This is a genomic window from Bacillus cereus group sp. N11, from assembly GCF_016483605.1.
Taxonomy (GTDB): Bacteria; Bacillota; Bacilli; order Bacillales; family Bacillaceae_G; genus Bacillus_A; species Bacillus_A toyonensis.
Genome location: NZ_JAEHBN010000001.1, coordinates 83,528 through 103,506 on the forward strand (window position 1 = coordinate 83,528; position 19,979 = coordinate 103,506).

Genomic DNA, 19,979 nt, shown 5'->3' on the forward strand with positions numbered 1-19,979 from the left:
TATGAATATTAAGGGGGAAAAAATGATGACGAAAGTATATGCATCGATGGCAGGAAATGTTTGGAAGATAGTTGTAGGAGTAGGAGATACAGTAGAGGAAGAGCAGGATGTCGTCATTTTGGAATCTATGAAAATGGAAATTCCAATCATTTCAGAAGAAGCTGGCACAGTTATGAAAATTAATGTGCAAGAAGGCGATTTTGTAAATGAAGGAGATGTATTACTAGAAATTGAATAGGGAGATATAGGGGGAAGCGAATTGAAACTACCTAATTTTGCTGTCATTAAAGAAGTAGGGCCACGTGATGGCTTACAGAATGAAAAAAAGATTGTTGGCACAAAAGATAAAGTAAAATGGATTCAACTACTTACAGAAGCCGGATTGTCGTACGTTGAAGTTTCCTCATTCGTTCACCCAAAATGGGTTCCTGCCTTAGCGGATGCAAATGATGTCTTTTCTGAGCTAAAAAGGGATCCCAATGTTACATATGCTGCGCTTGTTCCAAATCAAAATGGTTTGGAACGAGCTTTTTTGCAAAATGTAGATGAGGTGAATGTTTTTTTATCAGCGAGTGAATCTCATAATAAAAGTAATATTAATAAATCAATTAAAGAAGCATTAACTGTTATTGAAGATATAACAAAACAGGCAATATTCGAAGGGAAAAAGGTTAGAGGTTATGTTTCTACTGTATTTGGATGTCCGTATGAGGGAGATATAAGTGCCACAGCAGTTGATGAAATATGTAATCAACTATTTTCATACGGCATTTATGAAGTTTCTCTCGGTGACACGATTGGTGTAGCGAATCCATTACAAGTAGAACAAGTATTAGAACATCTATTAAAGAAATATGATGCTTCGCAGTTTGCAATGCATTTTCATAATACGTATGGGATGGCACTTGCAAATGTAGTGAAGTCTTTAGAACACGGTATTACAACGTTTGATAGTTCTTGTGGTGGACTCGGGGGATGTCCATATGCACCGGGAGCATCAGGAAATGTTGCAACTGATGATTTAGTGCATATGCTCCATAAGTTAGGTGTCCAAACAAATATAGACGAAGAAAAGTTATGGAGAGCTAGTCAATTTATTCAAAGTAAGTTAAATATCCAATTACCCAGTCATGTGTATAGAGCGCTTCAACATAAAACGATAAGTAGGTGAGAAGATGCTACAATTACAAAATATTTCAGTTGACTATGTAACACCGCATGTTGTAAAGATTTCGTTATATCGTGAAAGACAAGCAAATTCTTTATCTTTAGCGTTATTAGAAGAATTGCAAACAATATTAACGGAAATAAGTGAAGAGTCAAATACACGTGTAGTTATTTTAACAGGGGCTGGTGAAAAAGCGTTTTGTGCTGGCGCAGATTTAAAAGAACGAGCTGGTATGAATGAAGAGCAAGTTCGCCATGCGGTTGGTATGATTCGTACTACTATGGAAATGGTGGAACAATTACCACAACCAGTTATTGCAGCTATTAATGGAATTGCTCTTGGTGGTGGTACGGAATTGAGTTTAGCCTGTGACTTTAGAATTGCTTCTGAAAATGCAAGCCTTGGTCTGACTGAAACTACCCTTGCAATTATACCTGGAGCAGGTGGTACGCAGCGTTTACCGAGATTAATTGGTGTTGGTAGAGCGAAAGAATTAATTTATACAGGAAGACGTATTTCGGCGCAAGAAGCGAAAGAATATGGTTTAGTAGAATTCGTCGTACCAGCTGATTTACTAGAAGAGAAAGCGATTGAAATTGCAAATCAAATTGCTAGTAATGGTCCTATTGCAGTTCGATTAGCAAAAGAAGCAATTTCTAATGGTGTTCAAGTAGATTTACATACCGGATTACAAATGGAAAAACAGGCGTACGAGGGTGTAATCCATACGGAAGATAGATTAGAAGGATTACAGGCATTTAAGGAAAAACGCAAACCGATGTATAAGGGGGAGTAAATGTGTTAGATCAAAAACAACAATCAAATAATTTTGAAGAACGAGTTGAAACGATTAAACAAGGTGGAGCACCGAAATATCATGAACAAAACAAAGCAAAAGGAAAACTATTTGTTCGAGATCGTTTAGCTCTTCTATTTGATAATGGCGAATATGTAGAAGATGCATTATTTGCAAATTGTGAGCAAACAGGGTTACCGGCTGATGGTGTTGTAACTGCAACTGGTAAAATACATGGGCGTACTGCGTGCGTAATGGCAAATGATTCAACTGTGAAAGCCGGATCATGGGGAGCTCGTACAGTTGAAAAGATTTTACGTATTCAAGAAACGGCTGAAAAGTTACGTGTTCCATTATTTTATTTAGTTGACTCTGCTGGAGCGCGTATTACAGATCAAGTAGAAATGTTCCCAGGGCGCCGCGGTGCGGGAAGAATCTTTTATAACCAAGTGAAATTATCAGGTAAAGTTCCGCAAATTTGTTTATTATTTGGTCCTTCTGCTGCTGGTGGTGCATATATTCCAGCTTTTTGTGACGTTGTTATGATGGTGGAAGGTAATGCATCTATGTATTTAGGATCTCCACGTATGGCTGAAATGGTTATCGGTGAGAAGGTAACTTTAGAAGAAATGGGCGGGGCTCGTATGCATTGCTCAGTATCAGGATGCGGAGACGTTTTATGTAAGACAGAAGAAGATGCAATTACACAGGCTAGACAATACATTTCATATTTTCCAAGCAACTACTTAGAAAAGACTCCATTGATGACACCTCAAGAACCGAAACAGTTCGATAAAACGTTAGAACAAATCATTCCAGAAAATCAAAATGCTCCTTTCAATATGAAAGATCTGATTAACAGAATTATAGATGACGGCTCATTCTTTGAAGTGAAAAAATTATTTGCTCAAGAACTCATTACAGGTTTAGCACGCATTGATGGTAAGCCAATAGGTATTATTGCAAATCAGCCGCGTATGAAAGGTGGCGTTTTATTCCACGATTCAGCTGATAAAGCAGCGAAGTTTATTAATTTATGCGATGCATACCATATTCCATTATTATTCCTTGCAGATGTACCAGGATTTATGATTGGTACGAAAGTAGAGCGCGCTGGTATTATTCGTCACGGTGCAAAAATGATTTCTGCAATGAGTGAAGCAACTGTACCGAAAATTTCTATCATTGTTCGAAAAGCATATGGAGCTGGTTTATATGCAATGGCAGGTCCGGCATTTGAACCAGATTGCTGCTTAGCATTACCGACAGCTTCTATTGCTGTAATGGGTCCAGAAGCAGCGGTCAATGCTGTATATGCAAATAAAATTGCGGCTTTACCAGAAGAAGAGCGTGCAAGCTTCATTGCTGAAAAACGTGAAGAGTATAAGAAAGATATTGATATTTATCATTTAGCATCAGAGATGGTGATTGATGGTATTGTTCATCCAAACAATTTACGTGAAGAGTTAAAAGGGCGTTTCGAAATGTATATGAGTAAATATCAAGTATTCACGGATCGTAAGCATCCTGTATATCCAGTTTAAAAGCCCTATTTAGGGCTTTCTTGCTCAAAAATTCAAGGAGGGGAAAACATTGAAACAAGCAGTTTGGTTTCCAACAGAAGAGTATAAGGAAAAAACACGTTTATATGGTTGGATGAAATCATTGGGATATGAAGACTATGAAACTTTTTATAATAAATCTATTGAGGAAACAGCTTGGTTTTGGGGAGAGGCAGAAAAAGCAGTTGGCTATCAATGGATGAAACCTTATACAGAAGTGTTAGATTTAGAAAATGGTACGCCATTTGCACAGTGGTATAATGGTGGAACATGTAACGTTGTAGAATCAGCTTTATCCCGCTGGATTGCGGATGAAGTGACAAGAAAACAGCCAGCACTTCAGTACGAAGGGGAAAATGGAACTTCAAAATCATTTACATATGAAGAGCTTGACAATTGGGTAAGCCGTGTTGCCAATGGTTTGAAACAAGCGGGTATTGAGAAGGGCGATCGTGTAACAATTTATATGCCGATGATTCCGGAAACAGTTGTTGCGATGCTAGCTGTAATGAAAATCGGAGCAATTATTTCACCAATATTTTCGGGATTTGCTTCGGATGCAGTTATGACACGCGTACAAGCAGCTGGTTCAAAAATGATTATTACCGCAGATGGATTTTCACGCCGCGGGAAAATTGTTTCTTTAAAGGATGAAGTAGATAAAGCTTGTGAACATTGCCCGACTGTTGAAAAGGTGGTAATTGTTCGTCATGCAGGAAATGATTTTACACCGCATCATTATGACTTTTCATGGAGTACGCTAGAAAAAGAAAAACCATTCATACATGCCGAAGAAATGCATAGTGATGATCCTTTAATGCTCATATATACATCAGGAACGACTGGTAAGCCGAAAGGAACGGTACACACGCATGCAGGATTTCCTTTGAAAGCAGCTTTTGATGCAGGATTTGGAATGAATATTAAACAAGGTGATCGTGTATTATGGGTAACTGATATGGGCTGGATGATGGGGCCATTTTTATTATTCGGTTCACTCATAAATGGTGCAACGATGGTTATGTACGAAGGTGTTCCAGACTTTCCAGAAGCAGATCGCTTATGGGAGACGGTTGATAAATATGAAATTACTCATCTCGGTATTTCGCCAACGTTAATCCGTGCATTAATGGCAAAAGGTGATGAGTATGTGAATAAACATTCTTTAAAGAGTTTAGAAGTATTCGCATCAACAGGAGAGCCTTGGAATCCTGATCCATGGATGTGGCTGTTTGAAACAGTTGGAAAAGGAAAAGTGCCAATCTGTAACTATTCAGGCGGAACTGAAATTTCTGGTGGGATTTTCGGTAATGTTCTGATTAAGCCAATCGCACCAATTAGTTTTAACGCATCGTTACCAGGTATGGCTGCGGTTGTACTTGATGATCAAGGTAAACCAATCCGTGATGAAGTTGGAGAATTATGTTTAGAGAAACCTTGGGTTGGAATGACGAAAAGTTTCTGGGAAGACGATGAGCGTTATGTGAACACATATTGGTCACGATTTGAAAATAAATGGGTTCATGGTGACTGGGTTATTTATGATGGTGAACAATATATCATTACAGGGCGTTCAGATGATACGCTAAATATTGCTGGTAAACGTATTGGGCCTGCTGAATATGAGTCTATTCTTGTGAAACATATTAATGTAATAGAAGCAGCTTCCATTGGTGTACCTGACGATGTAAAAGGTGAGGTTTGTCATTGCTTTGTAGTATTACGAGATGGTGTAATATTTACAGCAGAATTAAAGAAAGAATTAATGAGTTTAGTAAATTCTCATATCGGAAAAGCATTATGTCCAAAGGATATCCACGTTGTAGAGGATTTGCCAAAAACACGTAATTCTAAAGTAATGCGACGCGTCATCAAAGCGGCTTACTTAGGAAAAGAATTAGGAGATTTATCATCACTTGTAAATCCAGAAGTAGTTCCACATATTCAGGGTCTACAGTCTAGTAAATTATAAATGTAGGAATGAGCTCTATGTAAATGGAGCTCATTTTTCATGTTTATAAAAAGAGAAGAAGTAAATTTGAAGTAGTAAAATTCTACTTGTATTATTACGACGTATGTTTGTTTTATAGTTTTTATCAAAATAGGATTGTGGCATGTCTATTCATTGGAGTGATTGAATTGTGTTAAGGATGAAAATTTAGTGAAGCGAAAAGTAATGAATAAAAGGAGAAATCCCTGGGGGACAGGGATTCACTAAGGGAGATAGTATTGTCGTGCAATGTCGAAATTTGGCGTATTCGACAAATTAATATTATCACGAATTTTCAGGAGATTGTGATAGGGAATGTGTCAAAAATGTGTACGTATTTCCTATTAAAGTGTTATGTAATAGGAAAAGGGAAAAAATTAAGTTCACTCGTTCTTAAGAATTTTTCCCCTTAAAATTTAGTATTTGTTCGTTATTCTATATACGTCTTAATTTGGTAAATCTTCAACATGTAAAGATTGAGTATTGCCCTTTTTGTTTGAATTATGTGCCTGCTGAGATGTTTCTTGCATTTGCTCTTGGGCTTTACTAGGAGTATTCAGCGCATCAGATGATACATGATCAAGTTGTTGACTTAATAAATCTTTTTTATCCATGTTATGTAGCTCCTTTTTGAACTTTGATATAAAAACGAAGTGTTTTTAAATAGTTACGTGGGTATTATGCATCTTTGAATGGAATTATATACACAAACTACATTGAGAAGTTAACTACTTATAAAAATTCCCTGTGATGTCAAACGGTTGTATTTTAATGAAGTAAACAAAATAGTTATTTGATAGAAAGAGAGAGTAGTATGATTCCTTTAGAAATTAAATATAAAAAGGCGATTATCTTCAAATCGCCTTTTGGGTAATGCAGTGTAATTTTATTCAGTTATTTGAAATATAGTTTCATTCGGTTTAGAAAATCCATACAATTTCCTTGCGAATTTTAAAATTTCTTCTTCACTACTTGTTAAAGCTTTAACATCATTCTTAAGGGAATGGCCATCCTTCTTTACAGAAGATAATTTTTGTTGTTCCGTATTCAGCGTGATTTGTTTTTCTTTAATCATTTCTTGTTGGTTATTCAGAGAATATTGAAGGACAAAAATTATAGGTACCATAATAGCCAAAGTAGTTATAATACGGCGTCTTGTTTTTTTTCTATTACCTTGTTGTGTATTAGGGTTCACTTGCTGTGAGGGTATATTAGAATTTGATTGGTGTGATGATACTTTTGGGATGTTTCCCATTAAAATGCCTCCATTACTGATTGTAGAATTTAAACCGTTTAAAAGTATTATAAATGTTTAATGGGAATTTTAGAAGATATTTTAATATAGTTGCATATCGTAAAGTTTAAACAAAATCCTTATTTACATAAAAGAAACACCGATTGTCTGCGAGGCTCCTAAGGATAATCATCAAGTAATGAAGTACTCGACTAATTAACGATATCACGAATTTTTGGGTAAAAACATTGAAAAATCCGTTTAAATTAATAGGAGTATCATTTGAAATAAAAACGCTATTTTAAAAGGGAAGGGAATAATGATGATTCCATGGGATAAGCGAGTATACATTGTATCAAGGTGATCATTTTATTACAGAGGGGACAATTGTAGAGGTTAGTGAAAAGGCAAATAAATCATTATATTGGCTCCAGTGCATGATAGCTCCAAGTTATGAAAAAGTGTGCGGGAATAGTACAAAGCGACTTCGGTTGATTCGGATAGATAATGACGAAGAATGAGATGATTAAGGATAGGTATTGAATATGCCATATTTGTATGAATAAAGAGCAAAATATAGCCAATATATAGGTGTTGAAATTGTTCTAAAGGTAGCAATATCTGAAATATAAATAATTGAGGGGAGTGAACTAAAAATGGAAATTAGCACTTTTTTAGGATTATTTTGGGGATGGATCACGGTTATCGTATCGGGAATACTTTTCGTACGCCCATCGGTATTACGTGAATTGAAAAAATTAGTGGTTGAAGACAGAGGGTTTGGTATTATGTACGGTTTTTTATCGATTTTCCTAGGGCTAGGCACTGTAATCCTACATAATGTATGGGCATTCAACTGGCAGGGGTTCCTAACGGTTATTGCATGGCTTGCATTATTAAAGGGAATTTACATAATTGTATATCCTGAACCCTCCAAGAAAACTGATTTTGAATTAAGGATACTAACTACACGTATAGCGCTCGCTATCATTGGCGCTTTGGCTTTATGGATGCTTATAGTAATCTATATAAAATAATCTTTTTCTAATGAGAAATATACTAAAATATGAGAAAAGGCTATAATACTAATTATAAATTTAGTCCTACTGGAAGAATCCGTGGACATCAAACTAAAAAGGGCGTTATTATAGTGCTCTGTAGTTTGGTGTCCACTTTTTTATTTTTAATTAACAAAATAAATCAGTGGTGTTTTTATAAATGACGCAATTAACTTCCGAATTAAAATTGACCGAAAAGAAACGTATGTTTGTTCGGAAGGGGTGTTAAAGAAATTATTACAACTGTGTAAGGTTAATGTAATATTAATCGATAGTAAATCAAGATACTTAAGTGTATTTTTAATAGGATTTGAAAGTACTGTTTTTAACATATTGGGTTAAATAAAATTTAATTAGGAAGTGTAATACAATGATTGAGATTAAATCTATGATTTATTCGTACAAACTAAAAAGAAGAATAGCTAAAGATTTATATGGCAGCAGAGATGAGTTGACGATGTTATTAAATGAATTTAATAATATGAAAAGTAAAGTGAAGTCTGACAAAAAGAAAAATAATATGTTATCTCGTTTACAATTAATGTACCAAAATATGAAATTAGACAAGCAGTATTCTCTTCCGTTTGCTCTTAATAGTAGGTTATTGGAGCGATTAGAAGATGAATCTATTCAAACAACTGAAGAATGTGTATCATGTCTACACGTAATGTTAGAAATAAATTATGAGAAAATAAAACATTATGGATCTAATACAAGTAGGTCATTTGTTCCGTTATCACAGTCTTCCATTTGTCTTGCTGATTTTGTTTGTTTGACAGGATTTGTTTTATTAGGCTTACTAGGAACAATTACATTTGGAGGGATAATGTAATCTTTTTATTCACTTACATAAAGGACCACTCATTTAAGGTGTATTTTTTAGTTACATGGAAGAGCTCATGCGATAGACAGAGAAGAATGACACGGATGCTAATTTCTAGTTGCTCATTGTTAATGCATGTGTAACTAGAAAGATAAAATGTTATGATGCTAGGAATAACAAGGGATTTAGCGTTTGGGCTAGTTACACAAAATATAAGATATGGGTAACTCATAGTAAACGTGAAATGATAAACCCTATGTTGTCGCAGTGATTAAGTGAGTATGTTGAGGGTTTGTTATTGATGCAAAATTAAGTGTTACAGGACTTAATGCACCATAGCAAAAAGGAAAACTTACTACTGTAAATAAAGTGTATGTGAAATAATTACAAAGTCGATTTATAAGAGTCAGCTTATATTTCGACACTCCACTCAACTTGTAACTATAGATGCCAGTCTAAATCTCTACGTGTTAATATACAAAAAGCCGACTATACTCAGTCAGCTTTTTGTATATTATATTCTAGTATTTATCGATCCCAAAAGACATATTCTTTCCGTTAAGTTAACATTAAAATCTTACCAATGTTTTCTTTTACAATGACAACAAATAAAGAAACATTTACAACGACACTTATTTCGTTTAGAACTCCAATCATCATCACAATGATGCTTTTCTTTAGACTTCCACCAATCATCATTACAATGCTTTTCCTTAGAACTCCAATCATCATCACAATGATGCTTTTCTTTAGACTTCCACCAGTCATCACAACAATGCCGTTTCTTCGAACTCCAGCAATCATTATTCCAGGACATTTTTTTATACCTCCCTTCAAATAGGATTACTATCATTCTATGTTTTAGTGAAGAAATGGCTTGTTTATAAACCTATTATTTTATCTTTATATGATAGAGTGCTTTCTACTACATATAGAATTCATAAAAACTATGCTAATTTCCAAGAGATAGTGGAGAGAATTACTGGTTATGACATTTATCAATAAACACATGTTGAAGAAAACATTCTGATTATAAATAATATCTAATTTTGGAGTACGTTTTTCTGAATGTATATTTCAAAACAGCAGAGAAAAAATATATTATATTACTGCAAACAAAGCCTATGTATATGTAAAGTAATAGGAAAAACAGCTAACTCTTAAAGGAGCTGGCTTATTAAAAGAAAAAAAGATTCATTTGATAAAGAGGTTATCTAAACTTTAAATTCAGCAGAATTAAATCCAAGTCCCCTCATTAAACAAGCCGCTAACTGTTAAAGAATTGTTTTTATAATTAATAAAGAAAAAATGTTTAGTACAATTGTTTGTTTTTTTCTTTCTATGTGTTTGCCTCGTACACTTTTAAGCTAGTGGACATACTTTACTAATAGAAAGGATTAGGGGGTGAGGTTTTGGGTTCTCGATTTAATAATTGTAAAAAGAAGTGTACATGTAAACAGGATGATTGTTGGGAGATATTCGAAGAGTGTAACAAAGAAAAGCATGAGAAATGTGATAATTCTTGTGTGCAAGGAATTAGAGATGAGCTTAAGAAATTAATTAATCGCACAGTTCAAATTAATACAGAGGGACGTACTTATGTAGGTACTGTTTCGTCTGTAAGTTGTGATGTAGTTAAGCTTGCAGCTATTCCTGGATCTGTTGCAGTAATTATCTCCATTTGCAAAATTGAAGCAATTTTCCCTCCTGTTACAACGGTTACTGCAGAGTTTGATTTTAATGGTGTTGACGTAGCAAATAAAGCATAATTATGCTTTGTTTGTAAAGCCATTCTGATGAATGGCTTTATTTTAATTTCGTATAAAAGGAGAATATATTCTTTATATAGAAATAAGTTTGAGGCTATAAAGAGTGATGTACGAAAGGAGAATGAGAGTGATTAAATTAGTGCCCTTTAAAAGATCTGATTTCAAACAATTAATAAATTGGATTCATTCCGAACAATTTTTAATACAGTGGTCAGGAAATGCATTTACATATCCTTTAAACGAACAGCAATTAGAGAAATATATAGAAAGTGCAAATACACTCGCTTTCAAAGTAATAGATGAAAAGACTGAAGAAGTACTTGGTCATATTTCACTTGGTCAAATAGACGATATAAATAAGTCTGCGAGAATTGGAAAAGTGTTAGTTGGTAATACGAAAATGAGAGGACGTTCAATAGGAAAACATATGATGAAAGCAGTACTTCATATTGCGTTTGAAGAATTAAAACTACATAGAGTAACTCTTGGCGTGTATGATTTTAATACGTCGGCCATTTCTTGTTATGAAAAAATAGGATTTGTAAAAGAAGGTTTATTAAGAGATTCAAAAAAAGTAGGAGAAACGTATTGGAATTTATGGGAAATGAGTATGCTAGAATATGAATGGAATAATAAAAAATAATAGTTTCTTATAATTTTATTATGTTAATTAAAAGGGATTGGTGGGAAATTATGAATAGAAAGACTATAGTAATCACAATTGCAGCTGTTTCAGGGGGAGGTAAAACTACTATTACAGAAAGTTTAACTCATGAGTTAACAAATTCAAAAGCGCTATTTTTTGATAGTTATAACTTTGATAACTGTCCTGCTGATATTTGTAAATGGATTGATGATGGAGCGAATTATGACGAGTGGATACTTACACCATTAATTCATGATATTCAGCATCTTATACGAGATAGTAAATTAGACTATATTATTGTAGATTATCCTTTTGCATACTTAAATAGAGAAATGGGGCAGTTCATTGATGTAACTATATTTATTGACACACCTTTAGATATTGCAATGGCTAGAAGAATTTTACGAGATTTTAAAGAAGATACTATGAGTGAAATACATAATGATTTAAAACATTACATGGCACATGCGAGAAAAGCTTATTTAGAGGCAATTCATACTGTTAAACCGAATTCAGATATCGTATTGGATGGATCTTTTTCTGTAAGTGAAATAATTAATCATGTTGTTGAGGAACTTGACCGAAGAGAAGTGATTGTCGATGGTTAAATGTATAGAGGAATATGTACAAGTTGATGATTTTAAAATGTATACGAAAGTATTCCAAGGAAAGAAGTGGCAGCCTGTTATTATAATGGAATCAGGCTACGGGGATTATTCAAAGGCATGGGATTATATTGCTGAAAGACTGACGGAATTTGGGACGATACTTACATATGATCGAGCTGGATTAGGGAAAAGTGGGAAGAGTTCCAAGCAACGTATTAGTTCTGAAATGGTAAAAGATTTAAGAACATGTTTAAATCTTTTACAACTGAAGCCACCTTATATTTTTGTAGGGCATTCTTTTGGTGGTATAAATGCACGGTTATTTACGGTTTTTTATCCCGAGGAAATGTTGGGAACAGTTTTGGTTGATTCGACACCAGAAAATTATAAAGAAGTATTTTTGCCAATCATGTCTCCAGAATTTCAAGAAGCTTACTATAAACAATTTGCATATGAAAGTTCATATGAAGAGTTTATGTTTAGTCTAGGTGAAGCAGATAGACATTGTAAATCAATGAGCGATATTCCCCTTGTCGTGCTAGCTGCTGGTAAAAAAGCTTTTTATTCGCAAGCTGCACAACTGAAATGGTTACAATTACAAAGAGAATTATTACAATTATCCAGTAAAAATAAATTTATAATTTCAGAACATAGCGGTCACTATATACAAAAGGATGAGCCACATTATATTATAGGTGCTGTTAAGTGGATACTTGGGGTAGGGGAGAGATAAATGTGTACACTGTATTTCAATATAACTGGCAAGTAAGAGAAGATTGGTTTAAGTGGTGTGAACAACTTACAGTGGAAGAATTACTTCGCAAACGTGTTGGTGGTGTTGGAAGTATATTAGAAACATTATTTCATATTGTAGATGTTGAGTATAGCTGGATTTGTGATTTGAAAGGAAAAGAAGTAGATGAGCAGCAATTTAAGGATTATCAATCTATTCAAAAAGTGAAAGCATTATCTCATTTGTATAATAAGGATTTAGAGGGATTTTTACAATCGTGGACAGAAGACTTAGAGAATAAAATATTAAAAGTTTCATGGACGGATAAAGAGTACAAGTATGGTGAAGTGTTACGACATGTTATCGTACATGAAATTCATCATATAGGTCAGCTATCAATATGGGCAAGAGAGTTAAATCTTCAGCCCGTTTCAGCGAATTTAATTGGAAGAGGATTATAGACGTAAAAACCGACTTGTACTGTAAACGCAAGTCGGTTTTTATATGTAAGAAGATTTCTTAGTTGAAATCCTCGGATTTTCTTTGACGTAAATGTAAAAACATTAAAATTGTAATAATGAAAAAGATCATCATTGTTTGTATGATTAAATTTTTAAACTGTAGCAATATTGCCCAAGATGTAAGAGTATCTTTAAAAGCTTGGAGTGCAGAGTACGAGGAAGGTTCAAAACCGTACTGAAGTAATTTTTTTGTTTCAATAAAAGTAGTGTTTTCTTCATCGGATTCTAATATTACTGAAATAAGCCTAGTATCTCCTAGTTTTGCAGTACCGACAAAACTATTATTACCGTTAGTTGAAAAACTAGTTTGCAAGCCATCAACACCTTGGAGTTTAATGTTTTCATTGAGGGAATAAATCATTTTATTTGTGTTGAAAACTTGAAAATTTTTGAAGGTAAATTGGTAAGAGGTTAGTTTCGTCATATTCAGTACATTAGGGAAATCTTTTACTAAATGCGTTGCTAGTTTAGCTGCATCTTTCGCTGTTGTATTCGATTGTTTATTTGTATCTTGATTAGCTCCAGTAGAGTTTAGAAAAGGAGATGGCTGTGATAACTGTAGCTGTTTTGCTTTTTCATTCATTAACGTTGTAAAGTTATCTTCATTTCCACCAATGTGTTCTGCCAGTGCGAGTGCAGAACGATTATTTCCTGTTAAAAGCAATGCATGAAGTAAATCACGAACCGTCGTTTTATCCTTTGCTGTTACTTGTATAGGAGTCGTTTCCGCTTGGAATAATTCGTTACTTATTTTTACGGATTCGTCTAACTGTATTTTGCCGTCATTCAGTTGTTCCAATACGATATACTCTGTCATTAATTTAGACAAAGTAGCTGATTGTATAGGGGTTTCTTCATTTTTTTATAAATAACTTCACCTGAATTAGCATCTATTAAAATAGCTGATTTAGCTTGAATAATTGGACCATTTACATAAAGATAAAAATATAAAACGATAAGTGCAGTAATAATAAAAGATAATAATAAAATTGTGAATTTTTTCAAGAATTGCATAAGCGATCCTCCTACTATGACATCAATAATAATATTGTAAAAAGGAATGCTTAATTAGGAAGAAAGAAAAGGTAAAGAATTTCTAAAGAATTATAAAAGATTATTAAATTTTGGATATTAATGGAAAATAAAAGGTTCAATTTCTTATCATATTAGAAATTGAACCTAAAATTATGGTGTATTAATTTTTATATGGTAGTAGTTTTACAGTGAAAGTTGTTTTCTTGTCATCACTATATACTTCAATCGTTCCTTTATGCAGTTCGACAATACTTTTTGCAATTGCTAATCCGAGTCCTGATCCACCAGTGTTTGTTGAACGTGATTTTTCAACACGATAAAAACGTTCAAAAATATGAGGTAAATCTGTACTAGGAATAGGTTGTCCATAATTTGTTATATCAATTGTAATCATATTATTGCTTTCATAAGCGGTAAGGTCAATATAACCACCTTCGTTTCCATAAGCGATAGCGTTTATAATAAGATTTTCAAATACACGCACTAATTTGTCTCCATCAGCTAATACCATGAGTTTTTGAGAGGGGAAAGAAGGGCGGCATTCGATATTTGCTTCTTGCACTTGTATTCGGAATTGAACAGTTAATTGTCCAAGTAGCTCTACAATATCAATGGGAGCAGAATATAAACTTAACTCTTTATTTTGAACACGGGTGTATTCAAACAAGTCATTCATTAATGCATTTAGACGTGTTACTTTACCATAAATGACTTGTATGTAATGACGTAATTCCACTTCATCTCTATAATTATCATGATGGATTAAATTCACGTATCCAACTATTGATGTAAGGGGAGTACGTAAATCATGTGATACATTTGTAATTAGTTCGCTTTTTGCTTGTTCTGCCTGTCTTTCTTCGTCAATTGACTCTTTTAATTGTTCAACAATTTGATTGACCCCAGTCGCTAACTCTTCTAAATAATTATGATTTACGATGGAAACTTTATGATTGAAATTTCCATTTGCAATATAACGAATCTCTTCTATCATTTTTTTAATACAAGTTTCATAGTAAAGCTTTCTCTCGTGACGATAAAAAATATATAGATAGGATGAAAAAATAGAAAATAAAAATAAATAAGAAACAATCATCATCCATAAAGATTCTTTAATCCCTTTATACTTTTCATAACCAAAAATCCGAATGAATTCTTTACCGAGTTCGGTTAGAGTAAGTGAACTCTCGATTACACTCGTAATGAGGCGATATATAATTAATTCAGTAATAGGTGTAAGAGTGATAGCTAATAAAAACCAAAAAATTATCTTCCATTTTGGGATATCTTTTAAAATATCAAATGCTTCATTTCTCAATTTTATAGCCTACTCCCCAAACAGTATGAATAAATTTTTCTCCATTCATTACTGTTTCAAGTTTATCCCGTAAATTACTAATATGAACCATTACAGTTTTATTTGAGCCATAACCATCTTCATTCCAAACACGTTCGAATATTTCTTCGGAACTAAATACTCTTCCTGTATTGCTCGCTAGTAAATATAAAATATCAAATTCAATAGATGTAAGTTTAATATATTCATTATTTACTTTAACAGTATGATTATGCTTATGGATTTCAGCTGTTCGAATACGGATGATACCATCGTCTTTCTTTTGAGTAGCAGCGTTTTGGAAAGTGGATCTTCTCAGCAAAGCTTTCACTCTAGCGACTAATTCTAGTGGATTAAACGGTTTAATCATATAATCATCTGCACCTGTCATAAGCCCTAATATTTTGTCCATGTCTTCAGCCTTTGCACTCAGCATAAGGATAGGTACAGTATTATTTTCACGCACTTCCTGACAAACTTCTAATCCATTTCGCTTTGGCATCATAATGTCCAAAATCATGAGGTCAACTTCATATGCAGATATCATTTGTATTGCTTCATCACCGTCATAAGCTTTAAAAATGTTATATCCTTCATTTCGTAAATAAACAGCGAGTAACTCTACAATATCTTTATCATCATCAATAATTAATATGCTTTTATTCATTATATAGTTAGTTCCTTTCCTTACAAATCATCAACACTACTATAATAACAAACATTTATGTACTTTGTAGCAATGATTTTACATAAAATTTCATGTAACGTATTAAAAAGGAATTAAAGCATTCATAACGAATTAACAATAGAAGAATTATTTGAATTTCCTATTATATTGAAGGGACGTAATAAGGAGGAGATTAACGTGTTATATAATAAAATATGTTCATTTACTCCAACTGGGAAAATAGAACACTCTATAAAAGAGTTTCTATTAAAGTACGATAAAGAATTTACATATCATCATTCAATTCGTGTGGCAAATGAAGCGCGAAAAATAGCGATAATGTTTCATGAAAATGAAGAAAAAGCAGAAATTGCAGGGTATTTACATGATATAAGTGCAATCTTTCCGAATGAGGACCGGATTAAAGTTGCCGAAGCAGTTGGAATCGAAATATTACAAGAAGAACGGAAATTTCCAATGATTATTCATCAAAAACTATCGAAAGTAATCGCAAGAGAGATATTTAAAGTGGAAGATGAAGAGATTTTAGGTGCAATTTGTTGCCATACAACATTGCGTAAACATGCAACGAAGATGGATTTAGTGTTATTTGTTGCAGATAAAATAGAGTGGGATCAAAATGGGACACCATCATACTTAGTAGATATAAAAAATGGATTAGAAAAATCTTTAGAACATGCTGCTTTTGTATATATTTCATATTTGTGGGAAAGAAAAGATACATTGAAAGTTATACATCCGTGGCTAGAAGAAGCTTATTGGTATTTAAAAGAACTTGTAGAGTAGAAAGGATATGAAAATGCAGTTAAAAGAATATATGAATCAAACATTTCCAGGAGTTACGTTAGTACCGTCCATATACTCTCAGTGGGAAAATCATCTACATTTTGATTTTGGGAAAGATAAATATCAAATTGTAGAAGGAACCGACGATTTAAATATGGAATACTTCTCTCAACTATATACATATAATAAATACTTATTTGAAGATATATTTTTAAAAGAAGATGTAGTGTTTGTAGTAGCAAATGTTTATCGGTTTAAAAAGGAAAATATAAAAACTCCACAGAAAATAAATATATACAATAAATATATTAAAAAGAGAGATTTAAAGTTTCGTATAAGACAAGAAACGTTACCTTTTCTATTTAAAGATGAAGAAGCAGATTTATATTGTACATCTCAATTTTCTTTAAAATGTCTTGCGGAAGATATTAAATATGAACCACTTATTCAAGCTGTTAATCATGAGGATTTTCCAAATCTTTATCCTCGTTTTGGAAGCAAAAAAGAGATTTTTTATCCAGACGTATTTCTCATTAACGCAACGAAAGATATTGTCATGTTTATTTATGATGATAGAGGATGTGAAGTCATTGCGAAGAATAAAGAAATAATACGAGGCTTATATGAAAAATACAAAGAGTGGATTCCAGATTATGAACGAGAAAGTATAGATAGCTTATTTAAATGACAGTAGGGGAAGTGAAGTGTGTAATGAAACGTATCGCAATCGTATCCGCATGGGAACCAGAACTTACGTATTTGCATCAACATTATCCGAGTGAACGCATCGAAAAAAGAGCAGCTTGGGAATTTCATTTTCATTATATAAATGACCTGGAAATTATTTCAGCAATAACTGGTGTTGGCAAAGTAAGTTGTGCTAGTTGTGTACAATTATTAATAAGTGAGTTTCAGCCGGACGAGCTATTTATGACAGGAATATGCGGAAGTTTATCAAATAAGGTAAAAAATGGTCACATTGTAGTAGCACTTAATGCAATACAACACGATGTTACTGCTGCTGGTTCAGGGGAAGATGTTTTTAATTTATATGATGGTAGAACAACACCTATTGAAACAACAAAGTCAATTGTAAGAAAAATAAAAAAAATACGATCTTATGATCCAGTTCACTTCGGTACGTTCTTATCTGGAGATCAGCGTATTCGTAGTTCCGAAATGAGATATTTACTGCATACTGTATACGGAGCATTGGCGGTTGATCAAGAAGTCGCTGCTTTCGCTTACGTATGTCATATAAATAAAAAACCATTTTTATGTTTAAAAGCTGCTTCAGATCAAGCGAATGATAAAACGAAAGAAGAACAAAAGGTTTTTAAAATGTTAGCATGTGAACGAGCATGTGAGCATTTAATTGCTTTTTTACGTGTTTATGAGATTACTGTAGTAAATAATAAATAGTTAAAAGATCCTGGTGAAAGGAATTCATTTCATGTATTTGAATGTAGTATATAACAAGCCAAAGTGGAGGATTATATTTATATGATTCAATATAAAAGATGTAGTGAAGTAAGTATAGATTTAGTGTATGGAGCTTTTAAGGATGGATTTTCAGATTACATCATTAAAATGGATGTTTCAAAAGAAGATTTTATACAAAGATTTTTTGGACCAGAAGGTAACTCGCTAGAACACTCTTTTCTTGCTTTAGATGGTGACAAATCTGTTGGCATAATACTTGGTGGTATAAAGGTTTATGAAACTATAAAAACAATGCGTTGTGGAACATTAGCTGTTCATCCAGAGTTTCGCGGCATTGGAGTAAGTCAAAAGTTATTTGAGCTACATAAAGAAGAAGCGATACAAAATGAATGCCAGCAACTTTTTCTTGAAGTTATTGTAGGTAATGATAGGGCGATTCAATTTTATAACAAATTAGGTTATGAAAAAGTGTATGATCTTTCTTATTATAATTTAAATGATGTAACTAAATTAACAAATAAAGATAATAAAAATATTGAAGTACAAAGATTAGAATTTCAAACATTTAAACTTGAAATTCAGAAATGGCTTAACTTCCATATAAATTGGCAAAATGATATTGATTACATTGAAAAAACAAATAATACGTATTACGGTGCATATGTTGATAATGATTTAAAAGGCTCTGTATGTGTAAATGAACAAGGTAAAATTAGTTATATTTTCGTAGATAAAGATTATAGAAATATTGGGATTGGGATGAAATTATTACAAGTAGCAAGAGTAGAATCGAATTTATCAAGTTTATCTATTAGTTTTCCAAACAACAGTTTACTGGAAGGGTTTTTAAAGAAATCTGGGTTTAAAAAGAATTCTTTAGCACAATATGAAATGTATTTATTGTTATAAAAAGCGGAAGGAATTATTCTTTGCGCTTTTTATTTTTTCACTATGAGCGTAAAATATTTCTCATATATAATCCGTGAATAAGTCCCAACATACTATATGTGGAGGTCTTTTTATTAGAAGGTTATTTATAAAGTGACAGTAAAATAACGAGAGATTACATATTGAATTAGAAACGAGGAAGCAGGTTAGAAATTATAAAACTGTTCCAGAAAGCAGTGGATAGTTTTTTGGAAATTAGATTTTTTTGAAAATAAAAAGGCGGTTGTTTCCGCAACCACCTTTCAGTAAAACAAAGCACTTTTTCAGAAATAAATTATGGATGATTCTAAAAAAAATTATAGGATATAATCCCATTTTTATAACCGAAGTGACGAGCTTAATTTATAAGAAAGGAATGACTATATTATATGAAAATTTGTGTATAATGGTTAGAAAGAAAAGAGCAGCTAGCAAAAGGTAGCTGCTCCATTAAAGACATATGCTTAAGAAATGAGTTGTTTACAGTATTGATTGAATAGTAAGGTTTATCGAGAGGAGAGGGATTATATAAATTAAATTATGATAGTCGATATTCTCCATATTGACCAGAAAAAAACTAAAAATTCTAGTGAAATTCCAAGCGTTCTTTTCTTAGGTTTTTGAATTTCTTTTATTAGATAACCTACAGCACTAATTGCTATAAGTATGAAAAGAATGAGTTCTAATGTTTCTGGCATTATATCTACTCCTAATTATATATTTAATTTATTATATAACAATTAAAAGATTATTTGAAGATTAAAAGTAAGGATTGAAAAGTTTGAATTTGTTTCTTCTTTCGTTATCTTTTTAAATGTCACTTTCATAATAATATTTTATTTTGTAAAATATTATT

Annotated in this window: 22 protein-coding genes and 1 pseudogene; 16 read left to right on the forward strand and 7 right to left on the reverse strand. The window is 32.8% G+C overall.

The features are described from left to right. Nucleotides 1-22 precede the first annotated feature (22 nt). From JDS98_RS00405 to JDS98_RS00425, 5 genes are read left to right on the forward strand one after another with little or no spacing between them, the layout of a single operon-like run. Complete coding sequence (locus JDS98_RS00405; protein WP_001987345.1) at nucleotides 23-238, forward strand: acetyl-CoA carboxylase biotin carboxyl carrier protein subunit; 216 nt, start codon at nucleotides 23-25, stop codon at nucleotides 236-238. 21 nt (nucleotides 239-259) lie between these two features. Beyond that, nucleotides 260-1,171, forward strand: a complete 912-nt coding sequence (mvaB, locus tag JDS98_RS00410; RefSeq protein ID WP_000775420.1) for a hydroxymethylglutaryl-CoA lyase — start codon at nucleotides 260-262, stop codon at nucleotides 1,169-1,171. 4 nt (nucleotides 1,172-1,175) lie between these two features. After that, complete coding sequence (locus JDS98_RS00415; protein WP_000939822.1) at nucleotides 1,176-1,964, forward strand: enoyl-CoA hydratase; 789 nt, start codon at nucleotides 1,176-1,178, stop codon at nucleotides 1,962-1,964. Between the two features lie 2 nt (nucleotides 1,965-1,966). Next, nucleotides 1,967-3,508 (forward strand): acyl-CoA carboxylase subunit beta, encoded by a 1,542-nt coding sequence (locus JDS98_RS00420; RefSeq protein WP_000886736.1) that lies wholly within the window; start codon nucleotides 1,967-1,969, stop codon nucleotides 3,506-3,508. Between the two features lie 49 nt (nucleotides 3,509-3,557). Continuing rightward, a complete protein-coding gene (locus tag JDS98_RS00425) occupies nucleotides 3,558-5,498 on the forward strand; it encodes an AMP-binding protein (protein WP_000806477.1) in 1,941 nt (646 codons plus the stop codon). Between the two features lie 464 nt (nucleotides 5,499-5,962). Here JDS98_RS00425 and JDS98_RS00430 read toward each other — a convergent pair whose 3' ends face one another. Next, nucleotides 5,963-6,130: a hypothetical protein gene (locus JDS98_RS00430; RefSeq protein WP_000358201.1), complete on the reverse strand. Its 168-nt coding sequence runs from the start codon at nucleotides 6,128-6,130 to the stop codon at nucleotides 5,963-5,965. A gap of 272 nt (nucleotides 6,131-6,402) precedes the next feature. Next, nucleotides 6,403-6,771 carry an FtsB family cell division protein gene (locus tag JDS98_RS00435; protein WP_000526888.1) on the reverse strand — a complete coding sequence of 123 codons (369 nt, stop codon included), beginning with the start codon at nucleotides 6,769-6,771 and terminating at the stop codon, nucleotides 6,403-6,405. A gap of 635 nt (nucleotides 6,772-7,406) precedes the next feature. Between JDS98_RS00435 and JDS98_RS00440 the strand changes: the two genes are divergently transcribed. Both JDS98_RS00440 and JDS98_RS00445 read left to right on the forward strand, forming a co-directional pair. Further along, on the forward strand, nucleotides 7,407-7,787 hold the full coding sequence (locus tag JDS98_RS00440; protein ID WP_199633420.1) for a hypothetical protein: 381 nt from the start codon (nucleotides 7,407-7,409) through the stop codon (nucleotides 7,785-7,787). 391 nt (nucleotides 7,788-8,178) lie between these two features. Further along, on the forward strand, nucleotides 8,179-8,640 hold the full coding sequence (locus JDS98_RS00445; RefSeq protein WP_000569865.1) for a hypothetical protein: 462 nt from the start codon (nucleotides 8,179-8,181) through the stop codon (nucleotides 8,638-8,640). A 549-nt stretch (nucleotides 8,641-9,189) separates the two neighbouring features. On the opposite strand, the gene JDS98_RS00450 is transcribed toward JDS98_RS00445, so the two are convergent. Continuing rightward, nucleotides 9,190-9,435: a hypothetical protein gene (locus JDS98_RS00450; RefSeq protein ID WP_199633421.1), complete on the reverse strand. Its 246-nt coding sequence runs from the start codon at nucleotides 9,433-9,435 to the stop codon at nucleotides 9,190-9,192. Between the two features lie 608 nt (nucleotides 9,436-10,043). Between JDS98_RS00450 and JDS98_RS00455 the strand changes: the two genes are divergently transcribed. The 5 genes from JDS98_RS00455 to JDS98_RS00475 all read left to right on the forward strand — a co-directional run bounded on the left by JDS98_RS00455 (nucleotide 10,044) and on the right by JDS98_RS00475 (nucleotide 12,848). Then, the gene (locus tag JDS98_RS00455; RefSeq protein ID WP_000535571.1) at nucleotides 10,044-10,400 is read left to right on the forward strand and encodes a hypothetical protein; all 357 of its coding nucleotides are present in this window, start codon (nucleotides 10,044-10,046) and stop codon (nucleotides 10,398-10,400) included. 103 nt (nucleotides 10,401-10,503) lie between these two features. Beyond that, nucleotides 10,504-11,043 carry a GNAT family N-acetyltransferase gene (locus tag JDS98_RS00460; protein WP_073990635.1) on the forward strand — a complete coding sequence of 180 codons (540 nt, stop codon included), beginning with the start codon at nucleotides 10,504-10,506 and terminating at the stop codon, nucleotides 11,041-11,043. Between the two features lie 50 nt (nucleotides 11,044-11,093). After that, nucleotides 11,094-11,654 carry a nucleoside/nucleotide kinase family protein gene (locus tag JDS98_RS00465; protein WP_001080626.1) on the forward strand — a complete coding sequence of 187 codons (561 nt, stop codon included), beginning with the start codon at nucleotides 11,094-11,096 and terminating at the stop codon, nucleotides 11,652-11,654. Beyond that, entirely contained in the window at nucleotides 11,647-12,387 is a 741-nt protein-coding gene (locus tag JDS98_RS00470) for an alpha/beta fold hydrolase (protein ID WP_199633422.1), read from the forward strand. Before JDS98_RS00465 ends, JDS98_RS00470 begins: the two co-directional genes overlap by 8 nt. 2 nt (nucleotides 12,388-12,389) lie before the next feature. Continuing rightward, entirely contained in the window at nucleotides 12,390-12,848 is a 459-nt protein-coding gene (locus JDS98_RS00475; RefSeq protein WP_087969220.1) for a DinB family protein, read from the forward strand. Between the two features lie 58 nt (nucleotides 12,849-12,906). On the opposite strand, the pseudogene JDS98_RS00480 reads toward JDS98_RS00475, so the two are convergent. The 3 genes and pseudogenes from JDS98_RS00480 to JDS98_RS00490 form a co-directional block, all read right to left on the reverse strand. Continuing rightward, a pseudogene (locus tag JDS98_RS00480) lies at nucleotides 12,907-13,922 on the reverse strand (D-alanyl-D-alanine carboxypeptidase family protein). Nucleotides 13,923-14,103: 181 nt separating this feature from the next. Further along, on the reverse strand, nucleotides 14,104-15,261 hold the full coding sequence (locus JDS98_RS00485) for a sensor histidine kinase (protein ID WP_001243279.1): 1,158 nt from the start codon (nucleotides 15,259-15,261) through the stop codon (nucleotides 14,104-14,106). Next, a complete protein-coding gene (locus tag JDS98_RS00490) occupies nucleotides 15,251-15,946 on the reverse strand; it encodes a response regulator transcription factor (RefSeq protein WP_001043192.1) in 696 nt (231 codons plus the stop codon). The genes JDS98_RS00485 and JDS98_RS00490 overlap by 11 nt, the downstream gene beginning before the upstream one ends. Before the next feature lie 198 nt (nucleotides 15,947-16,144). On the opposite strand from JDS98_RS00490, the gene yqeK reads away from it, so the two are divergent. From yqeK to JDS98_RS00510, 4 genes are all read left to right on the forward strand, one after another. Continuing rightward, nucleotides 16,145-16,753, forward strand: a complete 609-nt coding sequence (gene yqeK, locus JDS98_RS00495; protein ID WP_199633423.1) for a bis(5'-nucleosyl)-tetraphosphatase (symmetrical) YqeK — start codon at nucleotides 16,145-16,147, stop codon at nucleotides 16,751-16,753. Between the two features lie 13 nt (nucleotides 16,754-16,766). Beyond that, entirely contained in the window at nucleotides 16,767-17,441 is a 675-nt protein-coding gene (locus JDS98_RS00500; protein ID WP_002156408.1) for a DUF3885 domain-containing protein, read from the forward strand. Continuing rightward, entirely contained in the window at nucleotides 17,438-18,175 is a 738-nt protein-coding gene (mtnN, locus tag JDS98_RS00505) for a 5'-methylthioadenosine/S-adenosylhomocysteine nucleosidase (protein WP_140158459.1), read from the forward strand. Before JDS98_RS00500 ends, mtnN begins: the two co-directional genes overlap by 4 nt. An 81-nt stretch (nucleotides 18,176-18,256) precedes the next feature. Further along, complete coding sequence (locus JDS98_RS00510; protein ID WP_087969219.1) at nucleotides 18,257-19,105, forward strand: GNAT family N-acetyltransferase; 849 nt, start codon at nucleotides 18,257-18,259, stop codon at nucleotides 19,103-19,105. Nucleotides 19,106-19,656: 551 nt separating this feature from the next. Here the strand turns inward: JDS98_RS00510 and JDS98_RS00515 are convergent. After that, nucleotides 19,657-19,821 (reverse strand): hypothetical protein, encoded by a 165-nt coding sequence (locus JDS98_RS00515; protein ID WP_001115306.1) that lies wholly within the window; start codon nucleotides 19,819-19,821, stop codon nucleotides 19,657-19,659. Nucleotides 19,822-19,979 lie beyond the last annotated feature (158 nt).

Coding starts and splice junctions, on each gene's coding strand:
- JDS98_RS00405 (WP_001987345.1), top strand. CDS start 23: ATGATGACGAAAGTATATGCATCGATGGCAGGAAATGTTTGGAAGATA.
- JDS98_RS00415 (WP_000939822.1), top strand. CDS start 1,176: ATGCTACAATTACAAAATATTTCAGTTGACTATGTAACACCGCATGTT.
- JDS98_RS00430 (WP_000358201.1), bottom strand. CDS start 6,130: ATGGATAAAAAAGATTTATTAAGTCAACAACTTGATCATGTATCATCT.
- JDS98_RS00435 (WP_000526888.1), bottom strand. CDS start 6,771: ATGGGAAACATCCCAAAAGTATCATCACACCAATCAAATTCTAATATA.
- JDS98_RS00440 (WP_199633420.1), top strand. CDS start 7,407: ATGGAAATTAGCACTTTTTTAGGATTATTTTGGGGATGGATCACGGTT.
- JDS98_RS00445 (WP_000569865.1), top strand. CDS start 8,179: ATGATTGAGATTAAATCTATGATTTATTCGTACAAACTAAAAAGAAGA.
- JDS98_RS00450 (WP_199633421.1), bottom strand. CDS start 9,435: ATGATTGCTGGAGTTCGAAGAAACGGCATTGTTGTGATGACTGGTGGA.
- JDS98_RS00465 (WP_001080626.1), top strand. CDS start 11,094: ATGAATAGAAAGACTATAGTAATCACAATTGCAGCTGTTTCAGGGGGA.
- JDS98_RS00470 (WP_199633422.1), top strand. CDS start 11,647: ATGGTTAAATGTATAGAGGAATATGTACAAGTTGATGATTTTAAAATG.
- JDS98_RS00490 (WP_001043192.1), bottom strand. CDS start 15,946: ATGAATAAAAGCATATTAATTATTGATGATGATAAAGATATTGTAGAG.
- JDS98_RS00500 (WP_002156408.1), top strand. CDS start 16,767: ATGCAGTTAAAAGAATATATGAATCAAACATTTCCAGGAGTTACGTTA.
- mtnN (WP_140158459.1), top strand. CDS start 17,438: ATGACAGTAGGGGAAGTGAAGTGTGTAATGAAACGTATCGCAATCGTA.
- JDS98_RS00510 (WP_087969219.1), top strand. CDS start 18,257: ATGATTCAATATAAAAGATGTAGTGAAGTAAGTATAGATTTAGTGTAT.
- JDS98_RS00515 (WP_001115306.1), bottom strand. CDS start 19,821: ATGCCAGAAACATTAGAACTCATTCTTTTCATACTTATAGCAATTAGT.